Here is a 17819-nt window from a genome sequence, read left to right on the forward strand (position 1 = left end):
TGCCAAAGCTTGTAGCGGAAACGTCACTTGTCCCGCCGTACATCGAGAGCTACGGTCGGGAAAAGGATTTCGAGAATGAAGCTTGGGCGGGTGCTCGTTGTCGAAGACGAGCCATTCATCGCGTTGGACCTGGAGGCGATGCTGGAGGAATTCGGCGCGACGTCCGTTTTCTCAGTCGACTCCCGTACAGACGCTCTTCAATGGCTTGCCACGAACATTCCAGATGTCGCGATCGTCGATCCACACGTGAACGACGGCATCTGCACGGATGTGGTCAAGATCCTGACAGCCGCGCATGTGCCGTTCGTCGTCTACTCGGGGGCGGAGGTCGAGGAAGGCGACGCCGAAGCTTTCTCGCACGGGGAATGGCTGTCGAAACCGACGATGCCGGAGATGCTGAGGGACACGCTCGAGCGTTCCATCGGCCGCAGACGGTTGCAGGACTGATCGGCCCTCCTCAGTCCTCGATCTCGAAGACCGCCGCGTTGTCCTGCACTTCCCTCAGGCCTTTCTCTACCATTTCACGCTGAACTCGACCTTGGCGCCGAAGGCGTTGCTGTCGCCGAAGTCCTTGAGGCTGGTTCGGGCGAAGGCCTCGCCGTAGGCCGCGTATCGGTCGTCCGCCCAGCTGAGCGAGCCGCCCATGCCAAGGCCGGTCCAGAGCGCCTGGTTCTCACTGAAAGCTTAGTCCCCGAGACATCGACATCCGAGCCGTCGAGGAAGTCGTAGTAGAGATTGGCGATGCCGTAGAGCTTCGAGCTACTGATCTTTCCGGAGGCATCCTTCCAGTCGCTGTCATAATCGGCTGAGATGCCGAGACGGCCGGTCAGGCTGTCGCCATCGTCGAGCGAGGCAGCGGCGCCATAGGCATCGGTGAAGTCATCGAAACGCACGGAGGAATAAGCAAGCTGCGCCTGCGGCGTCAGCGACCACCGGTTCGTCAGCGCGATCTTCTGGCCGGCTTCGACGCTGAGCCCATAGCCGAAGCCGTTGTTGTCGTCGGCAAGCGTGGTGTGAAGCGTCGAGGATTTGAGATCGCTGCTGTACCAGGTCACGCCAGCCTGCGTATCGATGTAGAAGCCGCTGTTGCCGTACCAGGTCAAGGTGCCGTCGAAGCCGTAACCTGTGGTGTCGATGTCGCCCGTGCCGAAGCGCGAAGAGACGTCTGCGGAGGCCGTATCGACATGAAAGCTGAGCCCGCCGATCAGCACGCCGGCTCCGCATTCGTGCAGCATTCCGTCGCCGCCCACCTGCAGGGTGAACAAATCGGCAAAAGGCTGCTCAAGGAAGGCTTTGCCGAGACATGGAGTCCTAAGCAGCGGAATGAATGGTGTGACTGATTAAAAAATCGGTGGCCATGGGAACAATAGGCTCCGCTGATCGTAAGAACTCGGGCCGTGCGGAGATTTGTTCCACAGCAGCCGCTCGACGCTTCGATGTGCGGCCCACCGCAACCCATAACTAGCCCCGTCCTACCTAAGGCGGGGCCTTTTTTTGTGCGGAAGTGCCTCCCCGTATGCTGGACGTGTTTGGAACCGGCCCTAAATTTTCTGCTTCGGTTCGGGGGTCGCCACCTTTGGAGGATGGGATGTTCGTGAAGTTGACCGACGGCACGATAACGCGCTGGATCAATATGGACGCTGTTATCCAGATGCGGTTCGATGACGACAAACATCAGACAGAACTATTCTTGCTTAGAGAGAACGCTGGGCCAATTTTTGTCGATGCGTCTCCGGAAGAAATCCGAACGCTGATGGACATGGAACTCGAGCGGCTATCCCAAATTGCAAAGTGGACCACGGGCGGGCCAATGGGGAGGATCTAATGGCTGCTGGCGATGAGCCGTTACCATTGGTGGCCCGCTCGATATCGGCAAGAAGCTGCTCAAGGAAGGTTTCTCTGACACATGAAGCCACAGCATAGGAACGACTGGTGTGATTGAGAATACTTCCCTTTCCCAGTTTCCCCACGTCTGACCCTGAGGACATATCATCGCTCGGCGGCGACAATACTTTTGCCGTGCAGGATCGGACCGGAACTATTGTCACAGAAAAGTGTTACTTGGCCCGGAGCGGATCGCGCAGAGGAGTCTCCTGTCTTCAGCAACACACCCCTTGCAATCTTCGCGATCCGCCCTCTGCTGTGACGGGAACTCAATCAGGCCCTTTGTTGTTATATTGGCAGGAAAGCACGGGCGCTTGTTCCTCCTGTGCGATCCATTAACTTGCCCCGTCTCGGCGGGGCTTTTTTCCGGGTCGAGCTCCGCGGAAGCAAGTGCCAAATTTCGGTCAGTTGATCCAATGCCTCAACCACGCCACCTTCACCATCGCTGGCATAGCGAAGGGAATGTCGCTACCCTGCGACGGCCCTTCGCACGGCCTGCTGGAGCGCACCAGTCAACTGAGTCTGGTTGAACGGTTTCGGCAGGCGGAGAACATCTGGATCGGCACCCTGAGGGAGTTCGGCATAGCCTGTCGCGAGAATGACCGGGATGTGTGGATACTGCTGCCTTATCTTGGAAGCGAGTTCCGACCCCGTCATGCCTGGCATGGCGTGATCGGTGACGACGACGTCCGGGACGAAACCGTCTTCAAGATACTTGAGGGCTTCCCCTCCGGATGCCGCTTGCGCGGTGCTGTGGCCGAGGTCCTCGAGCATGAGCACGGTGTTCATGAGGACCAGTCCGTCGTCATCGACGGCAAGTACGGTGAGTGGCTCCGCAGCCGTTTCAAGCACCGGCTCTGCTGACGGCGATACCACGGCACCATCGTCCTGCATTTGGACAGCCGGCAGCCAGAGTTCGGCCGTGGTACCCTCGCCTTTCCGAGACCGGAGAACCAGCTTGCCACCGGTCTGCGCCATAAGTCCCTGCACCGTCGGTAGGCCGAGGCCCGTCCCTTTTCCAACACCCTTGGTCGTGAAGAAGGGCTCCAGAGCGCTGGCAAGGGTCTTTTCGTCCATCCCCTCGCCTTCATCTTTCACAGAAAGGCGAACGTAATCTCCTGGTGCGAGATCGTCGTGGGTCTTCTGCTTCGAGATGGACGCACGCTCTGCGGAAATTGTTATCGTGCCGCCTCCGGGCATGGCATCGCGAGCGTTGACGCACAAGTTCAGCAGTGCGCTTTCGAACTGGTTGGGGTCTGACTTCACCTTCGGGAGCGAGATCGGGAACTGCGTCTGGATGACCGTCTCAGGTCCGACCGCGCGCTGAAGAAGATCGGCCATGCCTCTTACAAGATCATTGACGTCAACGGCTTCGAACGACAGCTCCTGCTTCCTGGAGAACGCCAGGAGGCGCTGGGTGAGCGCCGCACCTCGCAGCGCGCCCTGAAGTGCGTTGTCCAGTAGACTGACGACGTCCTTCCCCTTTATTGCGCGTTTGCGGGCCATCTCGAGGCTTGCGATCACGACGGTCAGCAGGTTGTTGAAGTCATGCGCCATGCCGCCTGTGAGCTGGCCGAGCGCTTCCATCTTCTGCGCTTGAATAAGCGCTTCCTGCGCCGCGCGCTTCTCGCTGACGTCGCGGGTCACCTTGGCGAAGCCGATATGCGTGCCGTCTTCGGCCCGGATCTGGTCAATGATGACGCTGGCCCAGAAGCGGGTCCCGTCCTTGCGGACACGCCAGCCTTCGTGCTCGAAGCGTCCCTCGGTCGATGCGATCTTCAGCGCCCGCGCCGGCAGGCCATCGGCGCGGTCCTCGTCGGTGTAGAAGCGGGAGAAGTGCTCGCCGATAATTTCCTCAGGGGTATAGCCCTTGATCCGCTGCGCACCCTGGTTCCAGCTCGAGACCTTCCCTTCAGGGTCGAGCATGTAGATGGCGTAGTCGGTGACGCCATGCACGAGCAGCCTTAGCTGCTCCTGGCTCCGCCGCAGTTCGTCCTCAGCCTGCTTACGCTCCGTCAGATCGCGGGTGATCTTTGCAAATCCTAGCAGGGTGCCGGTCCCGTCCCGGATCGCATCGATAATCACATGCGCCCAAAAGCGTTCGCCATCCTTGCGGACGCGCCAGCCCTCGTTCTCGAACTTGCCTTCCTTCCTAGCGGTGTCGAGCGCCCGCTGCGGCAGACCCCGCTCGCGGTCTTCATCGGTGTAAAAGCGAGAGAAATGGGCTCCGAGGATCTCGTCCTTGCCATAGCCCTTGAACCGCTGCGCGCCCGCATTCCAGCTACTGACATAGCCGCTGGCATCCAGCATGTAGATTGCGTAGTCGGTGATCCCATCGACGAGAATGCGGTAACGGTCGTCCACCACGGTATCGGTGGTCGCTTCAGGCAGCATGCTTATTCCAAACTAGTTCGAGTAAAACCAGGATATAGCGCCCCTCCGCCACTTTTCCATCAATCTCCGCCGAACTGTGAAGCTGCCTGCGCCGTAGAGAACGAGGCGCACACGAGATCACGAAGAAAACGTGGTTCGTAACTAAGGGTATCGCACGGCTTCGGCGCGCCCGAGGGACGGACGCCACTCGTGGCCGTCGAGGCCCGCTCCCTAGGATGCGAGGCACTCCTCGCGGATGCCGCAGCAATCCTCGTCGACGGTGCGACGTCCCCCCAGCACTGGCGGCCGTCGTCGCAAAGGCCATGGAGGACGTTGAAACCCTCGCTCCCCATCAAGGATCTGAGGAGGGTTCTCGCACGTAAGTGGTGGGCTGCGAGGAGTTTCGGCACGGTTTCAACTCCTCCACGTCGTCTCCACGGCCCCCTCGGTAAGGCAGGGTCTTGAAGCGGCTCGACAGGGTAATCGGCGTTGCCGGTGAGTCCACGTGAGCTTTCGCGACTGCGGGAGTCGGTTATCTCACGTTTGACCACGGATGTACTGGCACTGGTGTGAAGAGCGATGTTTGAAAGGTCGGTGCGATTTCGCCCCGGCCATTTTTATTTGCTCTCATGGAAATGCGCCAGGCCATTCGATCGACGGTTCCTCGGCCTCGGAGCCTGGACGATCTTCGGCTGGATCGGGATCGCGCTCGTGGGCGGTTCGAAGGTTGGCAATCTCCTTGACGATTGCGTCGTAGACGTCCGACTGCTTCGCACCTTTCACGACGAACGAGTCGACGAAGTCCTCGAGCTGGTCACGAAGCCGGTCTTTCCAGTCGCCGCTCATCTTTGATCCTCTGGCTGAAGGCGGACGACCTGGCGAAGCATTCCCCAAGTCGGGCAATGGGAAGACGTCCTGCTGGTGGGCGCGGCGCCCTCGTCCGGTTCAGGATCGGGGTGCGGTTCTTCGCCCGGAATGCGATCGGGATCGGGTGGTGGATTGTCGAGCGGCGGCACGGATGGTGGCGGCACGATCGGTTCAAAGGGAATTGACATTTGGCATCCTCCTCGTCGTTCGAGAACGCGGGGAATGCCGGCAAGTTCCGGGATGGCCGAGGACCTCCTTCGATCAGTGGAAGTTCCGGCTTTTCACCATCAAGGTATCGATGTGCTCATCTCGCGTATGTCGTCTCGCTCCAGGTCCTGCCCTTCGTCGGATTACTTCACCAGCAGTGTCAATGGCGTGGTGGGAACCCCGGCGTTAGCAGTTTCGGCGATCCCTGCGAGCAGCATCGACGATCTTGGTTCCCACGGCGGCTCGATAGTAGATCTCGGTCACCCGAAACCGACCATCGATGCGTTTGCACTGGACGATGACGTCGATCGCGATCTTCAGCATCTCGCGTATGTCGTTTCGCTCCAGGTCCCGCCCGCCGTCGGATTCCTTCACCAGCAGTGTCAGCTGTTCGAATGCTAGCCTGGCCGAGTCGGCGTGCACGGTCGTGATCGAACCCGGATGACCTGAGTTCACGTTGCGAATGTAGTAGAACGCGCTCCCGTCGCGCAGCTCCTGCAGAAGAATTCGGTCCGGACGCATGCGAAGACAGGATTCGAGCAGGTCCTTCGCCCCGACCTTCGCCAGCCCTTGGCCACCCTTGGAATAGAAGAGGCGGACATGGTTCGGTTGCGGGATGACGAGTTCGGGCGTGTCTTCGATCGAGATAATACGCTCGCTCGAGGGAATGTGGCGGATCAACGCTTTCGAAAGCGTTGTCTTGCCAGAGCCCGTCGCTCCGGAGATGATGATGTTCTTGCGTGCGTAGACGGCCTCGCGAAGAAATGCCTGATATGACCCGGTTCGATGGAGGCCCAGGAGCCTACGGTCGATCGGAGAGATGTCCGCTTCTTCCTTTGCCACCTCGGCGAACAAGCCGCCTTGATCAAGATCGTTCAGGCTCAGCGACACCGAGGACGGCTTTCTGATGGTGATGCTGACCGTTCCCTTCGTCGTCGCCGGCGGGACCACGATCTGAATCCGCTCGTCGCCCGGCAGGGTCGCCGAAAGGATGGGCCAGGTTTCGTCGATCGACTGGTTGGAATAGCTGGCGACAGCCCTCGCGAGGCGCATCAGCTTGTCGAATGACAGCTCTGGCAGATTATGGATCTGCCACCCAGCCGTACCCTCGGTGACCACCTGGGTCGGCCAGTTGATGATGACCTCGTAAAGCGACTTGTCGCGCAGGAAGGGCGACAGCGGTGCCAGCAACTCGCGCACGACGCCAGAGTCGGCTCCCTCTGTCATGGCGGGGCTACTTCGTGACCAAGGTCGAGGCTTGACGGAAGTCGCCAAGAACCGCCCGATCGTAGATGCGATTGCGCGGTTCCGTCACGCGAAGCCGATAGACGCTCGAAAAGTCGAGATCACGGGCCACGAAGATCGAGACCAGCTCTCCTTGATGCTTCAACAGTGTCGGCGGAATATTGATCGACTGCTCGACGGCGATGGTCGCCGCCTGCTTACCGGCGCTCGTCGTGTTGTCTGCCTCGACATCGCTATCCTGCAGCTGGCTGTTGGCGTAAGAGGTTGCGTCGCCGACGATCGACAACAGGATCGCGCTGCCGAAACGCTCCCACCAATGGGTATCGACGTAGCCGTCGACACCGGCACGCCCGAGGGCATCGGTTGCCGGCGACGCCAGGGTAATGATTACCCCCTTCGGCGTCTTTGCCCGGTTCCAGAGGACAAACAGGCGTTTCTGGCCACGGCGAAGGCCGCCACGATATTCGCCGACGACCTGCGTGCCCTTCTCCATCAGCACGACCCGGCCGTTGTCCGACAGCACGTCGCGGTTGATGACGCAGCTCGTGAAGCCGGGTTGGTCGGATGACAGTGCCGTCTCCAGGACGCATGGAATCGAGGTGCCCATCGCAACAATGAAATCCCGATTGCCAAGCGTGCCGGCCCGCGAGCCCTGCAACTGTGTCGGCGTCAGCATGCGATTGAAGCGCTGGTCCTCGTTTTCCGCCTGGCCACCGAGACCGCCCTGATTGTTCCCGAGCGGAACGTAGCTCGAACTGGCATCGGTGCTGGCACCTTCGTCTCGAGGATGAGGCTGTGGAGATTTTTCTCCACCATAGGCGATGACCGGTGCGCGGCGGGCAGCGTCGAGAAGCTTCCCATCCTCGCCCGCCGGCTCGGGCATTCCGGGCGTCGGCAGGAGTGTTTCCGGCGGCGTGGCGACCGGTTGCACCGGCTCCTTCGCCGGCTCGAAATCCGATGTCTGACGGATGACGACGCGCTCGGGCTGGGTGCCGTCGGCGGGCTTCTCCTGGCCGCGCATCGACCAGAGCGCAAAACCGACGAAGGCGACGATTGCCAGCGCCACCGCACCACGTTTCAGGGTCGGATTGCTGTCGAGCCCGCGGCCGGTCGTTGTTTCCGCGCGCTCTCCGGGAATGTGGGTATTGTTATCTTCCTCGGCCATGACGTCCTCTTATTCTTCTGCGCCATCCCGCGTCTTGACGACGCGCTCGACAGAGGGTGAGGTCGTGTTCGTGTCGGGATTGATGCCGATACGATCATAGGCCTCGTTGAAGACGCAGAGGACGTCACCTCCCCTACGCAGGATGAACTTGCGGCTGATCGCATGAACCAGCACCAGGTTGTTGTCGACGGACTTCGGCACCAGGCTCTCGCTGCCGTCGGAATTTTCCATGTAGATCGCCGGCATTTCCTGGTTGCCGGCAAAAGCGAAGGTGGTGACCTTGCCGTTGTCGTAGACCGCCTGCGGTTCAAGTGCCGCGGAGCCTTGCGCCGAATAGCGCCAGTTGCGTGGGCCATAGGCTTCGTGGAGAGCGAGAACCTTGTCCGCTTCACCGGCCTGAGCCGCTTGCGCACGAGCGGCGGTCTCCAGTCTCCGGCGTTCGGCCTCGTCGGCGGGATAGCGATACTTCACATAAAAGTAGGTGTTCTGCCCGGCCTCCACGGTGCCGTCGCGCACCGTCAGCTCCATCTGGTAGCTGCGCGTCGAGCCGTCCCGCCGGGTCGTCACGACCGAGATGTTGGTCACCGGCTGGTTTTCACGGGGCTTCAGGAACAGGATGTTGCCGGCCGGCGCCACTTCCCACGCAACGCTGTTGCCGAGCGCGACGTGGGCGATTTCCTCGTCGGCGGCAAACTCTATCTGCACCGAGGACCGCAAGGTGCCGACGATCTTGGTGATGTTATAGGGCTGGTAGTCGATGAAACGGACGCGGCTATCCTGCGATGCGCCGCGCGGGACTTCGAGCGACAGCGCCGTGGTGGAGAGGCTGGCGACCAGGGTCAGGGCGATCAGGAAACTTGGCTTCAATTGATCGCCTCCGGATCGGCACGATACTCGCTGACGACGAACCCAAGCGGATTGGTCAGCCGGTCGGTCGAGGACATCGGCGCGTTGACATAGGAGAAGGTGAGCGTCGCGACCCAATGCGTGGTTCTCACATCGTCACCGCGGGTGACGGTTCTGATATAGCGCACCGAAGCCACATTGGCGTTGATCAGCGAGATCGAGACGACGTTGATGCGTGACGTCGCGCCGCGGCCATAGATATTCTGCGGCGAGTCCGGATTGCCGCCTCGATAGATCGCCGCAAACCGCGTCTGTTCCGGCTGGGTCGAGAGCAGAGCGACCGTTCGAAAATTCTCCTCGGCCTCGCTCCAGACATAGGCTTCCCGGGCACGCACATATTTGGCGGCGAAGTACTTGGTCACCGCCTCGTCATAGCTGCCGGCGGTCGAGGTCAGCGCCGAGACGACGTCGACGATGCCGGTCGAATTGTCGACCCGAACGACGAAAGGTTCGACCGTTTTCAAAGGCGTGAGGCCGGCGACCGCGACGATCGAAGTGGCGGCAAGCACGCTCGCGGCGATCGCGATCGACCAGGCGATGCGCGCCGACCGCTCCACCTGGACCAGGCGATCCTGATCGAAGCGGCGCGCCTTGTCGAAATAGCTCTTCAGACTGTCCGTACTCACCATCTCACCCCTCCTCGCACGGCCGATAGGAACCGACGGCATCGAAATGCGCGAAGGCGGCTGGTTCCTTCGTCAGCGGCGCTTCCTCATAGGAAGACACGTGACCGGTCGCCGTCGCCGGGACAGCCTCGGAGCCGCTCTGCTTGGCGGGCTTGTTGTCCTCCCATTGCCACATGGCGCGGTTGAGCGGCCGGCGCGAATAGCCGTCGCATTTGGGCAAAGGGTGGGAGATGGAAGCGCAGCCGGTGAGCTCGATGGCAAGGAAAAGCGAGACGATGATGCGGATCATTGGAACGCAAACCTCTGAAACGTTTATCGTGGAAGTCGTCATTGAGTCCTCAAGATCTGAGGCGGCGGCCGACGACACGGGCGCCTCGGCCGACCGCTCTGGCACTATGCGAGGCGGCCCAGGCGAGCGTGCTTTCGTGGGCGTCTCGGCCAGCACCATAGCCGTAGGTCAGCGATGCCCCGCCCGCGGCAAGTGCGGAGGCAATGCCAGGCAGCTGATAGAAGACGTAGAGGGCGGCAAGGCAAATGGCGCAAAGGGCGACCGGGCGCATCATGACGTCGGAATAGCTTTCGATCGCCGTGAAGGTCGTGTCGATACAGCTGATCAATAGTGAACCGATCGCGACGACCAAGACCTGGAGAATGACGAAATTGGCGAGCTGGCCGATCCAGGATTCGGTAAAGCGACGGGTGGACTGAAACATCGCAAGCGCGACGAAGATCGGACCGATCGCCAGCACGATGGCGAGCGCCAGCCGGGCATAGAGTGAGACGATATAGCCGATCGCCGCCACGGTGAAGCTCGCGCCGATTGCCATCATCCCGCCGATGCCGGTGACGATGTCGGCAGGCCAGGTGGCACGCGCCCAGATTTCCTGGGCGCATTTCTGGCCCTTGTCGAGCAGGCTGTCGAAGGTGGAGGCACTCGGAGCGGTGCCCGAGTTCAATGCCTGAGAGATCTCGCGGGGCAGCGTCTCGAAGAAAATGTTGGTGACATAGGTCTGATATTCGCTGGCGTTGCGCACCAGCATGACGATGATGGCAAGCTTCATCGCCCGAAACGCGAATTCGAGGATCGGCTCCTGAACGGAGCCACGCAGGACAAGGTAGCCATAGAGCACGACGTAGAGCGTCAGCGCCGCGGTGAGCGGGCCGCTGATCCAGCTGGCAATGTTCGACGTGCCCGACGAGATGAAATTTTCTAGCGGCAACTTGAACTGGCCGTCGACGAAGCTGAAGACCTGGTACATGGCTCAGCCTCCAAGCGCCCTGTTCATGCGTTCGAGCCGCAGCTTCCAGTCCGCCGCCGCCGCGTTTTGACAATTGGGCGTCTGACGCAAGGCGCCCGGGTTGTTGCGGCATTCACTTGTGATCTTCGCCAGCAGGACCTCATCAGCCATCAGCTCGTCGACGGTGTAGATCCTGTCTTCCTCGCCGAAGCAGCCACAAAGGGTGAGCATCACGATGCCAAGCAGGAGATGTTTCATTTGAGCGCCTCTCCCATGGCATCCAGGCGCTTGCGCCAATCCTCGGCCTTGCGCTGATCGTCGACCTGAACCTGTGCCTGCTGGACCATCTGCAGGGCCTGCATGCGCAGCACGTCGGTTTGCAGGAAGGCGGTTTCGGCCTGCAGGCGTGCCTGAAGGTCGGCGATATCCTTGGCATCCGCGGCACTGGAGATCTGCTGGCGCAGCTGATCGATGCCGTCGATGCGCTTGGTGGCGGTATCGTAGATCTGCTGGCCGAGGCTCATCTGGCCGGCATTCCGGTTCTGGGCGCGCGCCAGTTCCTGCGCGTAGAAGTCATTGGCATCGGTGCGATAGGTGGAATTATTCTCAAGGAATTTCGAAGCGGAGGTGCCGAAGGCCCCGGTGCCCGAGCCTTTGAGCAGCCCTTCGATGGCATCAAAATCCTGCGGCAACGCCTTGCGGATTGAAGGGTCGTTCAGCAGACCGGCGACATCGGCCATGTTGGTGACCTTGTTCAGCGATGCGTAAAGCTGCTGTGCCTGCTGAAGCTGTTGATTGAGCGTGTCGAGCTGCGATTTCAGCTGGGTGATGCTTTCGATCTGCTTGGCGATCGCCGTTTCATCGATCACCGGAATGCCCTGTGCCGATACCGTTCCAACCGGCAGCAGTGCAGCCATCATCACCAGAGTGAATTTCATTCCGACCCTTTGCATCAATCCGTCCTCCTTCTTTGCTGAAACACCGGCAGCCAGTCCTCGGGCCGGTCGCCGACCTCCGCGCGAATCGCCTCGGCGAGTTCGACGTTGGCGGTCCGGCCGGACAGGATGTCGAGCTCGTCATCGAAACCCCTGAGGTTCAATTCGGCGACAACGCTGTTGTGACCCTGTTTGACGATGAAGCGGCGGCTCTCGACCGAAAGCTCGCGGGAGAGAAGCGCAAACTCGCGCTCCGTCAATTTGAACCCGTCGACGTAATCGGCACGGTCGCCGCGCGGATTGGGAAGGAAGATCTGCGTCGGGCACTGCTCGATGATCGTGTGGGCGATCGGCGAGACGATGGCATCGCGCGGACTTTGGGTCGCGAACAACATCAGCCCGTTCTGTTTGCGGATGGTCTTCAGCTTGTTCTGGGCGAGATCGCGAAAGCCTTCGTCCTGCAGGGCCTTCCAGAACTCGTCGATGACGATGATGATGCGGCGCCCATCGATCAGCTGCTCGATGCGAAAGAACAGATAGGCCATCAGCGGAGTGCGGATCTCCTCATTGTCGAGGAAGTCGGTCATGTCGTAGCCGATGAACTTGGCGCCGATCCCGATGTCGTCGGTCTCGTTGTCGAACACCCAGCCAAGCGGCCCTCCCCTCTCCCACCGCCTGAGCCGCGCGGCGATGCCTTCGGGATCGGTGTTGTTGAGGAAAGTGCGCAAGGCGCCGATCGAGCGCCTGTCGACCGGCAGGTCCGCCAGGCCGTCGATGGCCGAGGCGATGTCGCGCAACTCCGAGACCGACAACTCGCGCTTGGCCGACCCGACCAATTGTCCGACCCAGCGGGCGAGGAACACCTTGTTCTCGGGGGTGAGTTCAAGCGCCTTCAACGGCGCGCAGCCGGTGGCAACGCCGTTTCGAAGCGGCAGGTAAGTGCCGCCCGCGGCCCTGACGAATAGGTCGGCTCCGCGATCCTTATCGAAGAAGACCATGTGGGGATCATGTTTTTCGAGTTGGGAGAGCATAAAATTGAGGAGCACCGTCTTGCCGGCGCCCGACGGACCGCAGACGAAGGTATTGCCAAGGTCGCTGTGATGGAAATTGAAATAGAAGGGCGAGCCGGAGGCAGTCTTCAGCATGGCAACCGCCGGTCCCCATTCATTTCCGTCCTTCCTGCCTGTCGGATAGGAATGATAGGGGGCGAGGGCCGCGAAGTTTCGCGACGTGATGGCACCCGATCTCGCGCGATAACGGAAATTGCCGGGCAACTGCCCCCACCAGGCCGCCTCCAGCCCAAGATCCTCGCGAGCGACGACCGCGCCACCGTTGGTGAGATACGCCCTTGCTTTGGCCATATGGTCGGTGAGTTCCTTCACCGAAGGCGCAAAGACCGACAGCGCCAGATGGTGCTCTCCAAGCACAAAGCGGTTCGACTCCAGATCGTCCATGGCATCGCCGAGCTCGTCGATTTGCGAGGCCGCCTTGTCGCCGGCGCTCACCATCTGGTTCTGTTTGCGCCCCATGATCGTGCGCGCATCGGCTTTCGAGACGAAGGCGAAAGACTGCGTCAGGATGAGCTCGAACGGCGCCGTCAGGATGCCATCGAGCATGCCGCCGCGGGTCGTCGCCGGATATTCCTTGAACCCGAATAGGCCGGCGTAACGGCTGTCGGCCTCATGACGGATCTCGATGGTCTCCCGCCCGAAGATCACCCGATCCGAATAGATCGCCGACGATATCCTGCCCTCCGTCAAGGGAACGCGCTCCCGCCGGCCGCCGACGATCTGGTGCAGGACCTCGCTCGGCTCGGAGAACAGGATGCCGTCCTGCTCGTAGACGGAAAGCACACGGGGCTCGAAGCGCCTCAGGCCCGCGGTGACGTCGGATACCTTGTCTTGCAGGTGCTTCAGGGCATCCTCATCGAGCTCGATGTCGGCACGGCGTGCCTTGCGCAGGCGGGAGAGAAGATGGGCGGCCTTTTCGGCGGGATCCCGGCCCGGATGCCAGACAAGCGAGAGATAAAGATCGTTTCGAAACAGATCCTCATCGATCATGCGTTGGCGGTATCTTGCATTCAGACCGTGCGAGAAAGGATTGGCGAACTCTCCATCCGGATAGTCGTTGTTGCGACGGCGAATGACATGTGTCCAGAGCGCCAGGCGCTCATCGGCGATATTGCGGTAGAGCGTATTGAGATCACGGTGCAGGCCGTTGAGATCCAGGACATCGGCGGTTTCGAAGGATATGCCTTCGAGAGCGAGCATCACCATCAGCACCCTGGATTCGAGCGCAATCGTTGTCTTATCGACATGACGGACGTGCGGAATGAAGGTTTCCGGCCCGAGTTCACGCGAGCGAAGCGTTGCGATGCTAGGCAAGGCTCAAATCCCTTTCGTCATAGCGCCGGATGAGCGTCAGCGGTGAGAGCGTGGCGCCACCCCAATAGGCGGCGTTGCGCGACCGACCGCGGGTCTCGATCCAGGAGATCAGGATCCGGAACATGTTGTGGTCGTGCTTGACGAGCGTGCGGAATATGAAATGGAAGACGACACCGACAAGCGCATAGGCGATTGATCCCGTGGTGATGTAGAGGATCGTCGTCAGCATGACGTTCACGCCCATTGCCTCCATCGTCACGCCGGCGATCATCGCCGGGCGGGTGCAGGCAAGGAACAGGGTATCTTCCTCGATAGCGGCAGCTGTCGGCATGTTGATCAGCTTCCAACGATCGTATTGACGAGTTCCGTCGCCCCGAAAATCCCGCCGATGCCGATGATCCAGAAACCGGCGCGGCGCAGATCCATGTAGCCGAACATCCAGGCAATGCAGATGATGATGACGGCGATGACCGCAAGCAGCCGGGCGATGTTGCCGGTCAGCATGGTGACGATGTTCTGCAGCACGGTTTCAACGCCGGCTGCCTGGGCGAATGCCGGCTCCACCAGGCAGGCGACGATGGCGGCGGCCATCAGGAGAGAGGCTCCGACAGGGCGAAGGTTTGCTTTTGAGATCATTCACTTTGCTCCGATCGACTTTTTTGAAACACGAGAACCTGGGATGACCGCTGGGCGTTGAAGACGTCCCACGATGCGGCTTCACCGGATTGGGGAAGGAATTGTGCGGCCGGGGATATCTCCCTCGTGGCTGACGGCTCCGCGCGAGCGGCTTCTTCGCGCGGCTCGGCGATAGCGAGCGACGCCAGGTCGGAAGGCAGACGGACCATTTCCTGGCGGATCTGCTCGTCATATTTGATCATCTCGCCGACGGACGGATCGTCACGCCCGTAGTAGGATTGAAGCATGACGTTTTCGGCTTGCATCGCATCGGCACCAGCGCGCAAGGCCAGCCGATAATAGCCGTCGAGCAGAGTGGCCGTGGCCTTGACGTTCATGCAGGGATCGAATGCATCCGAAATCGAAAGCTTGAGCCTGCGCAACTCGTCCAGGCCGATGCCGCCAAGACCGATCTGGACGTCCTGCCCATCGGCGACGAGGGAGGTCGCGAGTTCAATTGCCTCGGCCTTTGATGCGGGTTGGCGCTCAAGCGGTGCACCGCTGTTGATACGAATAGCGAAGGGCTTGAAACCACTCTCGAGACTGATGACAGCGGCGAGCGTCCTGATTTCCACCATGGGCGCGCAGTTCTGGGCGAGATCCACAAAGGCGACGGCCATCGATCAGTACCAGACCCGCTGGGTTGCCGTCCCGTCGATCGTGACGTCGATATAATTGGGCTGCGATCTGACGTTCGGGCGGGCCGTCGGATAGCCCATGCATTGGCGCCGTCCATCCAGCAGCTGCCAACGCGGGGACAGAACCGAACCGTTGCTGAAATTGTACCCGTCCCCAACACGAGGGCAGACTGCATCGCTCACGGGTTGGAGGGCTGTCGACACGCAGGTTGTTTCTTGCCCGCGCGGACCATAATCGCTTTCCAGCCGGTATCCGGTTTCGCAGTAATAAGGCTCATAGCCCGGGCGCGAAGTGTGGAAGGAAGCGCTGCTGCAGGTTGGGAACGAATGCCCCTCGGCAAGCTCGCGCCAGAGCTTCTCGATCGGCGGCCGGCATTCTGCAAATTGCGTCGGGCCTCCGGGGTTGGAGAGGCATAGGATAACCTCGCAACCCCAATCATTTGCTTGCGCCCTGCCAGGTGAAGTAGGGTAGGGTGGCAATATGCAGCAGACCGCCACGACTGAGTTGAGCAGAAGGTTTTTCATGAAGACGACCCTCCAAAGGACATCCCATTGTGGAAAAGGTGGTTTGCCTGTAGAGCAACTTATACTGATTTATATAACACAGTAAAATAACATGACAAGAGCACTCACGACCCAATGGCGGAATCTGGCCTTCTCAGGTCTCATCCTGCACGAGATCCTCGATCATCCCCTGGAAGACGAGACGCCTCAGGCAAGGCTGAAGCAGGTCGGCATGATGACGGTCCTCTACAGCATGAACCAGGCGCATCAGAAGCTAACCCTTTCCAGTATCATGGAAATTACGGCCCTGACACGCAGTGGCGTCAAGGAGACGGTCGATCTCCTGGTCAAACGGGGGATGTTGGACGAGACGATCGTGAAGAACTCGATGGGTCGTGGAACGGCGCGCCAGTTCGAGATTTCAGAAGCGCTTCTGGAGAAACTGAGTTCTTTCGCAGCCGGATGACTGCGGTTTTAAGTGACGATTTTGGTTTGGTTGTCAGTTGCTCAGAAATTACCGCAACGCCTGCAGCTGCGAGAATTGGTTGACATCGCAAGGCCAGGGTCACGACATATAGGGTGAGGTGAGCGCCGGGCACGTTGGCGCTCGATTGTCATTCGCCGGCGACACAAGAAACCGCAATATCGCTGTGTTCACCATCCCTGTCGCGTCCGCCTGGCGCGGAGGCAACTCGCCAAAGAAGCGTCCCCATGACGCGCTGAGCTCCCAAGACAATGTGTATGTGGGCCGTCTAACCCGTTGGACACGACGGCCGTAACCGCAGCGACAAGAGAGCATTTGCTCTCGGCAGCAAAAGCCGGAACCATCGCCCACAACAACGAGATGCGTGGACCGCTCTGGCTCGAGCGCGGTGGAAGCGGTGCGACAAGGTGGGAACATTACGTGCGATCGCATGGTTCGGGCTGCAGACATCATGCCGCGGGACCTCCATGCCATTATTGCCAGCAGCGCCGAGAGCGCTACAACGAATAGTCATCATCAGCGACTTCCAGGACGGCGATGGCGAAAACGCAGAGCCTCGGACCCCGGCGTGGTTTCGCAAACAGTGGCTCGCAGGCAATCGGGGACCTCGTCCACAACCCGCCGATCGGGCCCCAGACCTTCAGGTGATCGGCGGCTATATCGAACGGCTGCCGCTTGCCGTTCTCAAAGCCGGCCTTGTGGACTGCGCCGAGGTCTGGACACATTGGCACGGCGCCACACCGCCGATTGAACGGCCTGGCGCCAACCCGTTTCTGATGCGCCGCGCATTCCAGGCAAACGGGTCCGAAGCGCCGTTTTCTTCCAACGATATGCTCGGGCACATCGCGGCCTTCGGGCCGCCGTCGATCCTTTGTGTCTGGGGCCTCGGCGTGAGTGAAGACGTGTTGTTGGCATGCCGCGGCAGTTTCAAGATTTACAACTCGATCGACGCACCCGCCTTGCGCGTTCCCTTTGACGTGAGCCGGCATTTCGACCTCATTCTCACCGGCTCCGAATGGCAGTCCGAAGCGGTGCGCTCACGCCATCCGATGATACCGACGATCATCATGCCGATTGGACCCGAGTTCGCCTCAGAACTTACCTTCAGGCCGATCGACATACCTAAGACCTACGACGTGATCTATGTTGCTGCCGCGCAAGCCTATAAGCGGCACGACATCCTGTTTCACGCGCTTGCGAAGCTTCCGCGTTCGATACGCGCCCTTTGCGTCTGCGGCTACGGCGAGATGGTGGGCACATTGCGTCGCGAGGTCGGCGAACTCGGCATCCATGTCGACTTCATCGACCCGCCCGGCGTATCGTTTGAGGAGGTGAACAGGCTGATGAACCAAGCGCATATCGGCGTGGTCTGCGGCATCGATGACGGCGCACCAGCAATCCTGACGGAATATATGTTGGCGGGAATCCCCGTCCTTGCCAACAGCCAGTTGCGCTGCGGATTGCAATTTATCACGCCCGAGACGGGTCAAGTGGCCTCGCCCGAGAATTTTCACGAAGGCATTCGCGACATGCTGACCCGGCTCGATACGTTCAAGCCGCGCCAGGTCGTGCTGGCCAACTGGACGTGGCCGCACAGTTTGCGAAAGCTGAGGTCCTTCATTGGCGGGTCAGCCAGATAACGCCCTCCGGGAACATTCGTCGCCATTCTTGGTTCGGGACCATTCTGA

Annotated in this window: 20 protein-coding genes and 1 pseudogene; 4 read left to right on the forward strand and 17 right to left on the reverse strand. The window is 60.5% G+C overall.

What is annotated here, in order from left to right; all coding sequences use genetic code 11:
• The first annotated feature begins 75 nt into the window (after positions 1-75).
• Positions 76-447 carry a response regulator gene (locus tag G9X67_RS00895; RefSeq protein ID WP_138330876.1) on the forward strand — a complete coding sequence of 124 codons (372 nt, stop codon included), beginning with the start codon at positions 76-78 and terminating at the stop codon, positions 445-447.
• A gap of 66 nt (positions 448-513) precedes the next feature.
• Here G9X67_RS00895 and G9X67_RS00900 read toward each other — a convergent pair.
• Positions 514-1262, reverse strand: a pseudogene (locus G9X67_RS00900) (autotransporter outer membrane beta-barrel domain-containing protein); the annotation flags it as partial.
• 326 nt (positions 1263-1588) lie between these two features.
• Between G9X67_RS00900 and G9X67_RS00905 the strand changes: the two are divergent.
• Positions 1589-1825 carry a hypothetical protein gene (locus tag G9X67_RS00905; protein ID WP_171597784.1) on the forward strand — a complete coding sequence of 79 codons (237 nt, stop codon included), beginning with the start codon at positions 1589-1591 and terminating at the stop codon, positions 1823-1825.
• 527 nt (positions 1826-2352) lie between these two features.
• Here G9X67_RS00905 and G9X67_RS00910 read toward each other — a convergent pair.
• The 16 genes from G9X67_RS00910 to G9X67_RS00985 all read right to left on the reverse strand — a co-directional run bounded on the left by G9X67_RS00910 (position 2353) and on the right by G9X67_RS00985 (position 15668).
• Complete coding sequence (locus G9X67_RS00910) at positions 2353-4278, reverse strand: PAS domain-containing sensor histidine kinase (RefSeq protein WP_171597785.1); 1926 nt, start codon at positions 4276-4278, stop codon at positions 2353-2355.
• A 606-nt stretch (positions 4279-4884) separates the two neighbouring features.
• The gene (locus G9X67_RS00915) at positions 4885-5103 is read right to left on the reverse strand and encodes a hypothetical protein (protein WP_171597786.1); all 219 of its coding nucleotides are present in this window, start codon (positions 5101-5103) and stop codon (positions 4885-4887) included.
• Positions 5100-5312, reverse strand: a complete 213-nt coding sequence (locus G9X67_RS00920; RefSeq protein ID WP_171597787.1) for a hypothetical protein — start codon at positions 5310-5312, stop codon at positions 5100-5102. Before G9X67_RS00920 ends, G9X67_RS00915 begins: the two co-directional genes overlap by 4 nt.
• Positions 5313-5517: 205 nt before the next feature.
• Positions 5518-6558 (reverse strand): P-type DNA transfer ATPase VirB11, encoded by a 1041-nt coding sequence (gene virB11, locus G9X67_RS00925; protein WP_171597788.1) that lies wholly within the window; start codon positions 6556-6558, stop codon positions 5518-5520.
• A gap of 7 nt (positions 6559-6565) precedes the next feature.
• Positions 6566-7741, reverse strand: coding sequence for a type IV secretion system protein VirB10 (virB10, locus tag G9X67_RS00930; protein WP_171597789.1), 1176 nt, complete (start codon positions 7739-7741; stop codon positions 6566-6568).
• Between the two features lie 9 nt (positions 7742-7750).
• Positions 7751-8608 (reverse strand): P-type conjugative transfer protein VirB9, encoded by an 858-nt coding sequence (gene virB9 / locus G9X67_RS00935; RefSeq protein ID WP_171597790.1) that lies wholly within the window; start codon positions 8606-8608, stop codon positions 7751-7753.
• Positions 8605-9276 (reverse strand): virB8 family protein, encoded by a 672-nt coding sequence (locus tag G9X67_RS00940; protein WP_138330870.1) that lies wholly within the window; start codon positions 9274-9276, stop codon positions 8605-8607. Before G9X67_RS00940 ends, virB9 begins: the two co-directional genes overlap by 4 nt.
• A gap of 1 nt (position 9277) precedes the next feature.
• Complete coding sequence (locus G9X67_RS00945; RefSeq protein ID WP_171597791.1) at positions 9278-9562, reverse strand: hypothetical protein; 285 nt, start codon at positions 9560-9562, stop codon at positions 9278-9280.
• Between the two features lie 49 nt (positions 9563-9611).
• Positions 9612-10532: a type IV secretion system protein gene (locus G9X67_RS00950; RefSeq protein ID WP_171597792.1), complete on the reverse strand. Its 921-nt coding sequence runs from the start codon at positions 10530-10532 to the stop codon at positions 9612-9614.
• Between the two features lie 3 nt (positions 10533-10535).
• Entirely contained in the window at positions 10536-10769 is a 234-nt protein-coding gene (locus tag G9X67_RS00955) for an EexN family lipoprotein (RefSeq protein WP_171597793.1), read from the reverse strand.
• Positions 10766-11431, reverse strand: coding sequence for a P-type DNA transfer protein VirB5 (gene virB5, locus G9X67_RS00960; protein WP_246705348.1), 666 nt, complete (start codon positions 11429-11431; stop codon positions 10766-10768). Before virB5 ends, G9X67_RS00955 begins: the two co-directional genes overlap by 4 nt.
• A 32-nt stretch (positions 11432-11463) precedes the next feature.
• The gene (locus G9X67_RS00965) at positions 11464-13830 is read right to left on the reverse strand and encodes a VirB4 family type IV secretion system protein (protein WP_171597795.1); all 2367 of its coding nucleotides are present in this window, start codon (positions 13828-13830) and stop codon (positions 11464-11466) included.
• Complete coding sequence (locus tag G9X67_RS00970; protein WP_171597796.1) at positions 13823-14161, reverse strand: type IV secretion system protein VirB3; 339 nt, start codon at positions 14159-14161, stop codon at positions 13823-13825. Before G9X67_RS00970 ends, G9X67_RS00965 begins: the two co-directional genes overlap by 8 nt.
• Positions 14162-14166: 5 nt before the next feature.
• Positions 14167-14466 carry a TrbC/VirB2 family protein gene (locus G9X67_RS00975; RefSeq protein WP_129417250.1) on the reverse strand — a complete coding sequence of 100 codons (300 nt, stop codon included), beginning with the start codon at positions 14464-14466 and terminating at the stop codon, positions 14167-14169.
• A complete protein-coding gene (locus G9X67_RS00980) occupies positions 14463-15125 on the reverse strand; it encodes a transglycosylase SLT domain-containing protein (RefSeq protein ID WP_171597797.1) in 663 nt (220 codons plus the stop codon). Before G9X67_RS00980 ends, G9X67_RS00975 begins: the two co-directional genes overlap by 4 nt.
• Before the next feature lie 3 nt (positions 15126-15128).
• Positions 15129-15668 (reverse strand): hypothetical protein, encoded by a 540-nt coding sequence (locus tag G9X67_RS00985; protein ID WP_171597798.1) that lies wholly within the window; start codon positions 15666-15668, stop codon positions 15129-15131.
• Positions 15669-15759: 91 nt separating this feature from the next.
• Between G9X67_RS00985 and G9X67_RS00990 the strand changes: the two genes are divergently transcribed.
• The gene (locus G9X67_RS00990; RefSeq protein WP_131718345.1) at positions 15760-16113 is read left to right on the forward strand and encodes a MarR family transcriptional regulator; all 354 of its coding nucleotides are present in this window, start codon (positions 15760-15762) and stop codon (positions 16111-16113) included.
• A 662-nt stretch (positions 16114-16775) separates the two neighbouring features.
• Positions 16776-17771: a glycosyltransferase gene (locus G9X67_RS00995; RefSeq protein ID WP_348649085.1), complete on the forward strand. Its 996-nt coding sequence runs from the start codon at positions 16776-16778 to the stop codon at positions 17769-17771.
• Positions 17772-17819: the final 48 nt, after the last annotated feature.

Source organism: Rhizobium sp. WYCCWR 11152 (assembly GCF_013087615.1).
GTDB lineage: Bacteria > Pseudomonadota > Alphaproteobacteria > Rhizobiales > Rhizobiaceae > Rhizobium > Rhizobium indicum.

Excerpts from the sequence above, each read along its gene's own strand:
- G9X67_RS00945 (WP_171597791.1), bottom strand. The coding sequence starts at position 9,562 with ATGATCCGCATCATCGTCTCGCTTTTCCTTGCCATCGAGCTCACCGGC.
- G9X67_RS00920 (WP_171597787.1), bottom strand. The coding sequence starts at position 5,312 with ATGTCAATTCCCTTTGAACCGATCGTGCCGCCACCATCCGTGCCGCCG.
- G9X67_RS00950 (WP_171597792.1), bottom strand. The coding sequence starts at position 10,532 with ATGTACCAGGTCTTCAGCTTCGTCGACGGCCAGTTCAAGTTGCCGCTA.
- virB11 (WP_171597788.1), bottom strand. The coding sequence starts at position 6,558 with ATGACAGAGGGAGCCGACTCTGGCGTCGTGCGCGAGTTGCTGGCACCG.
- G9X67_RS00990 (WP_131718345.1), top strand. The coding sequence starts at position 15,760 with ATGACAAGAGCACTCACGACCCAATGGCGGAATCTGGCCTTCTCAGGT.
- G9X67_RS00895 (WP_138330876.1), top strand. The coding sequence starts at position 76 with ATGAAGCTTGGGCGGGTGCTCGTTGTCGAAGACGAGCCATTCATCGCG.
- G9X67_RS00910 (WP_171597785.1), bottom strand. The coding sequence starts at position 4,278 with ATGCTGCCTGAAGCGACCACCGATACCGTGGTGGACGACCGTTACCGC.
- virB5 (WP_246705348.1), bottom strand. The coding sequence starts at position 11,431 with ATGATGGCTGCACTGCTGCCGGTTGGAACGGTATCGGCACAGGGCATT.
- G9X67_RS00940 (WP_138330870.1), bottom strand. The coding sequence starts at position 9,276 with ATGGTGAGTACGGACAGTCTGAAGAGCTATTTCGACAAGGCGCGCCGC.
- G9X67_RS00905 (WP_171597784.1), top strand. The coding sequence starts at position 1,589 with ATGTTCGTGAAGTTGACCGACGGCACGATAACGCGCTGGATCAATATG.
- G9X67_RS00975 (WP_129417250.1), bottom strand. The coding sequence starts at position 14,466 with ATGATCTCAAAAGCAAACCTTCGCCCTGTCGGAGCCTCTCTCCTGATG.
- G9X67_RS00980 (WP_171597797.1), bottom strand. The coding sequence starts at position 15,125 with ATGGCCGTCGCCTTTGTGGATCTCGCCCAGAACTGCGCGCCCATGGTG.
- G9X67_RS00985 (WP_171597798.1), bottom strand. The coding sequence starts at position 15,668 with ATGAAAAACCTTCTGCTCAACTCAGTCGTGGCGGTCTGCTGCATATTG.
- G9X67_RS00915 (WP_171597786.1), bottom strand. The coding sequence starts at position 5,103 with ATGAGCGGCGACTGGAAAGACCGGCTTCGTGACCAGCTCGAGGACTTC.
- G9X67_RS00970 (WP_171597796.1), bottom strand. The coding sequence starts at position 14,161 with ATGCCGACAGCTGCCGCTATCGAGGAAGATACCCTGTTCCTTGCCTGC.
- virB10 (WP_171597789.1), bottom strand. The coding sequence starts at position 7,741 with ATGGCCGAGGAAGATAACAATACCCACATTCCCGGAGAGCGCGCGGAA.
- G9X67_RS00955 (WP_171597793.1), bottom strand. The coding sequence starts at position 10,769 with ATGAAACATCTCCTGCTTGGCATCGTGATGCTCACCCTTTGTGGCTGC.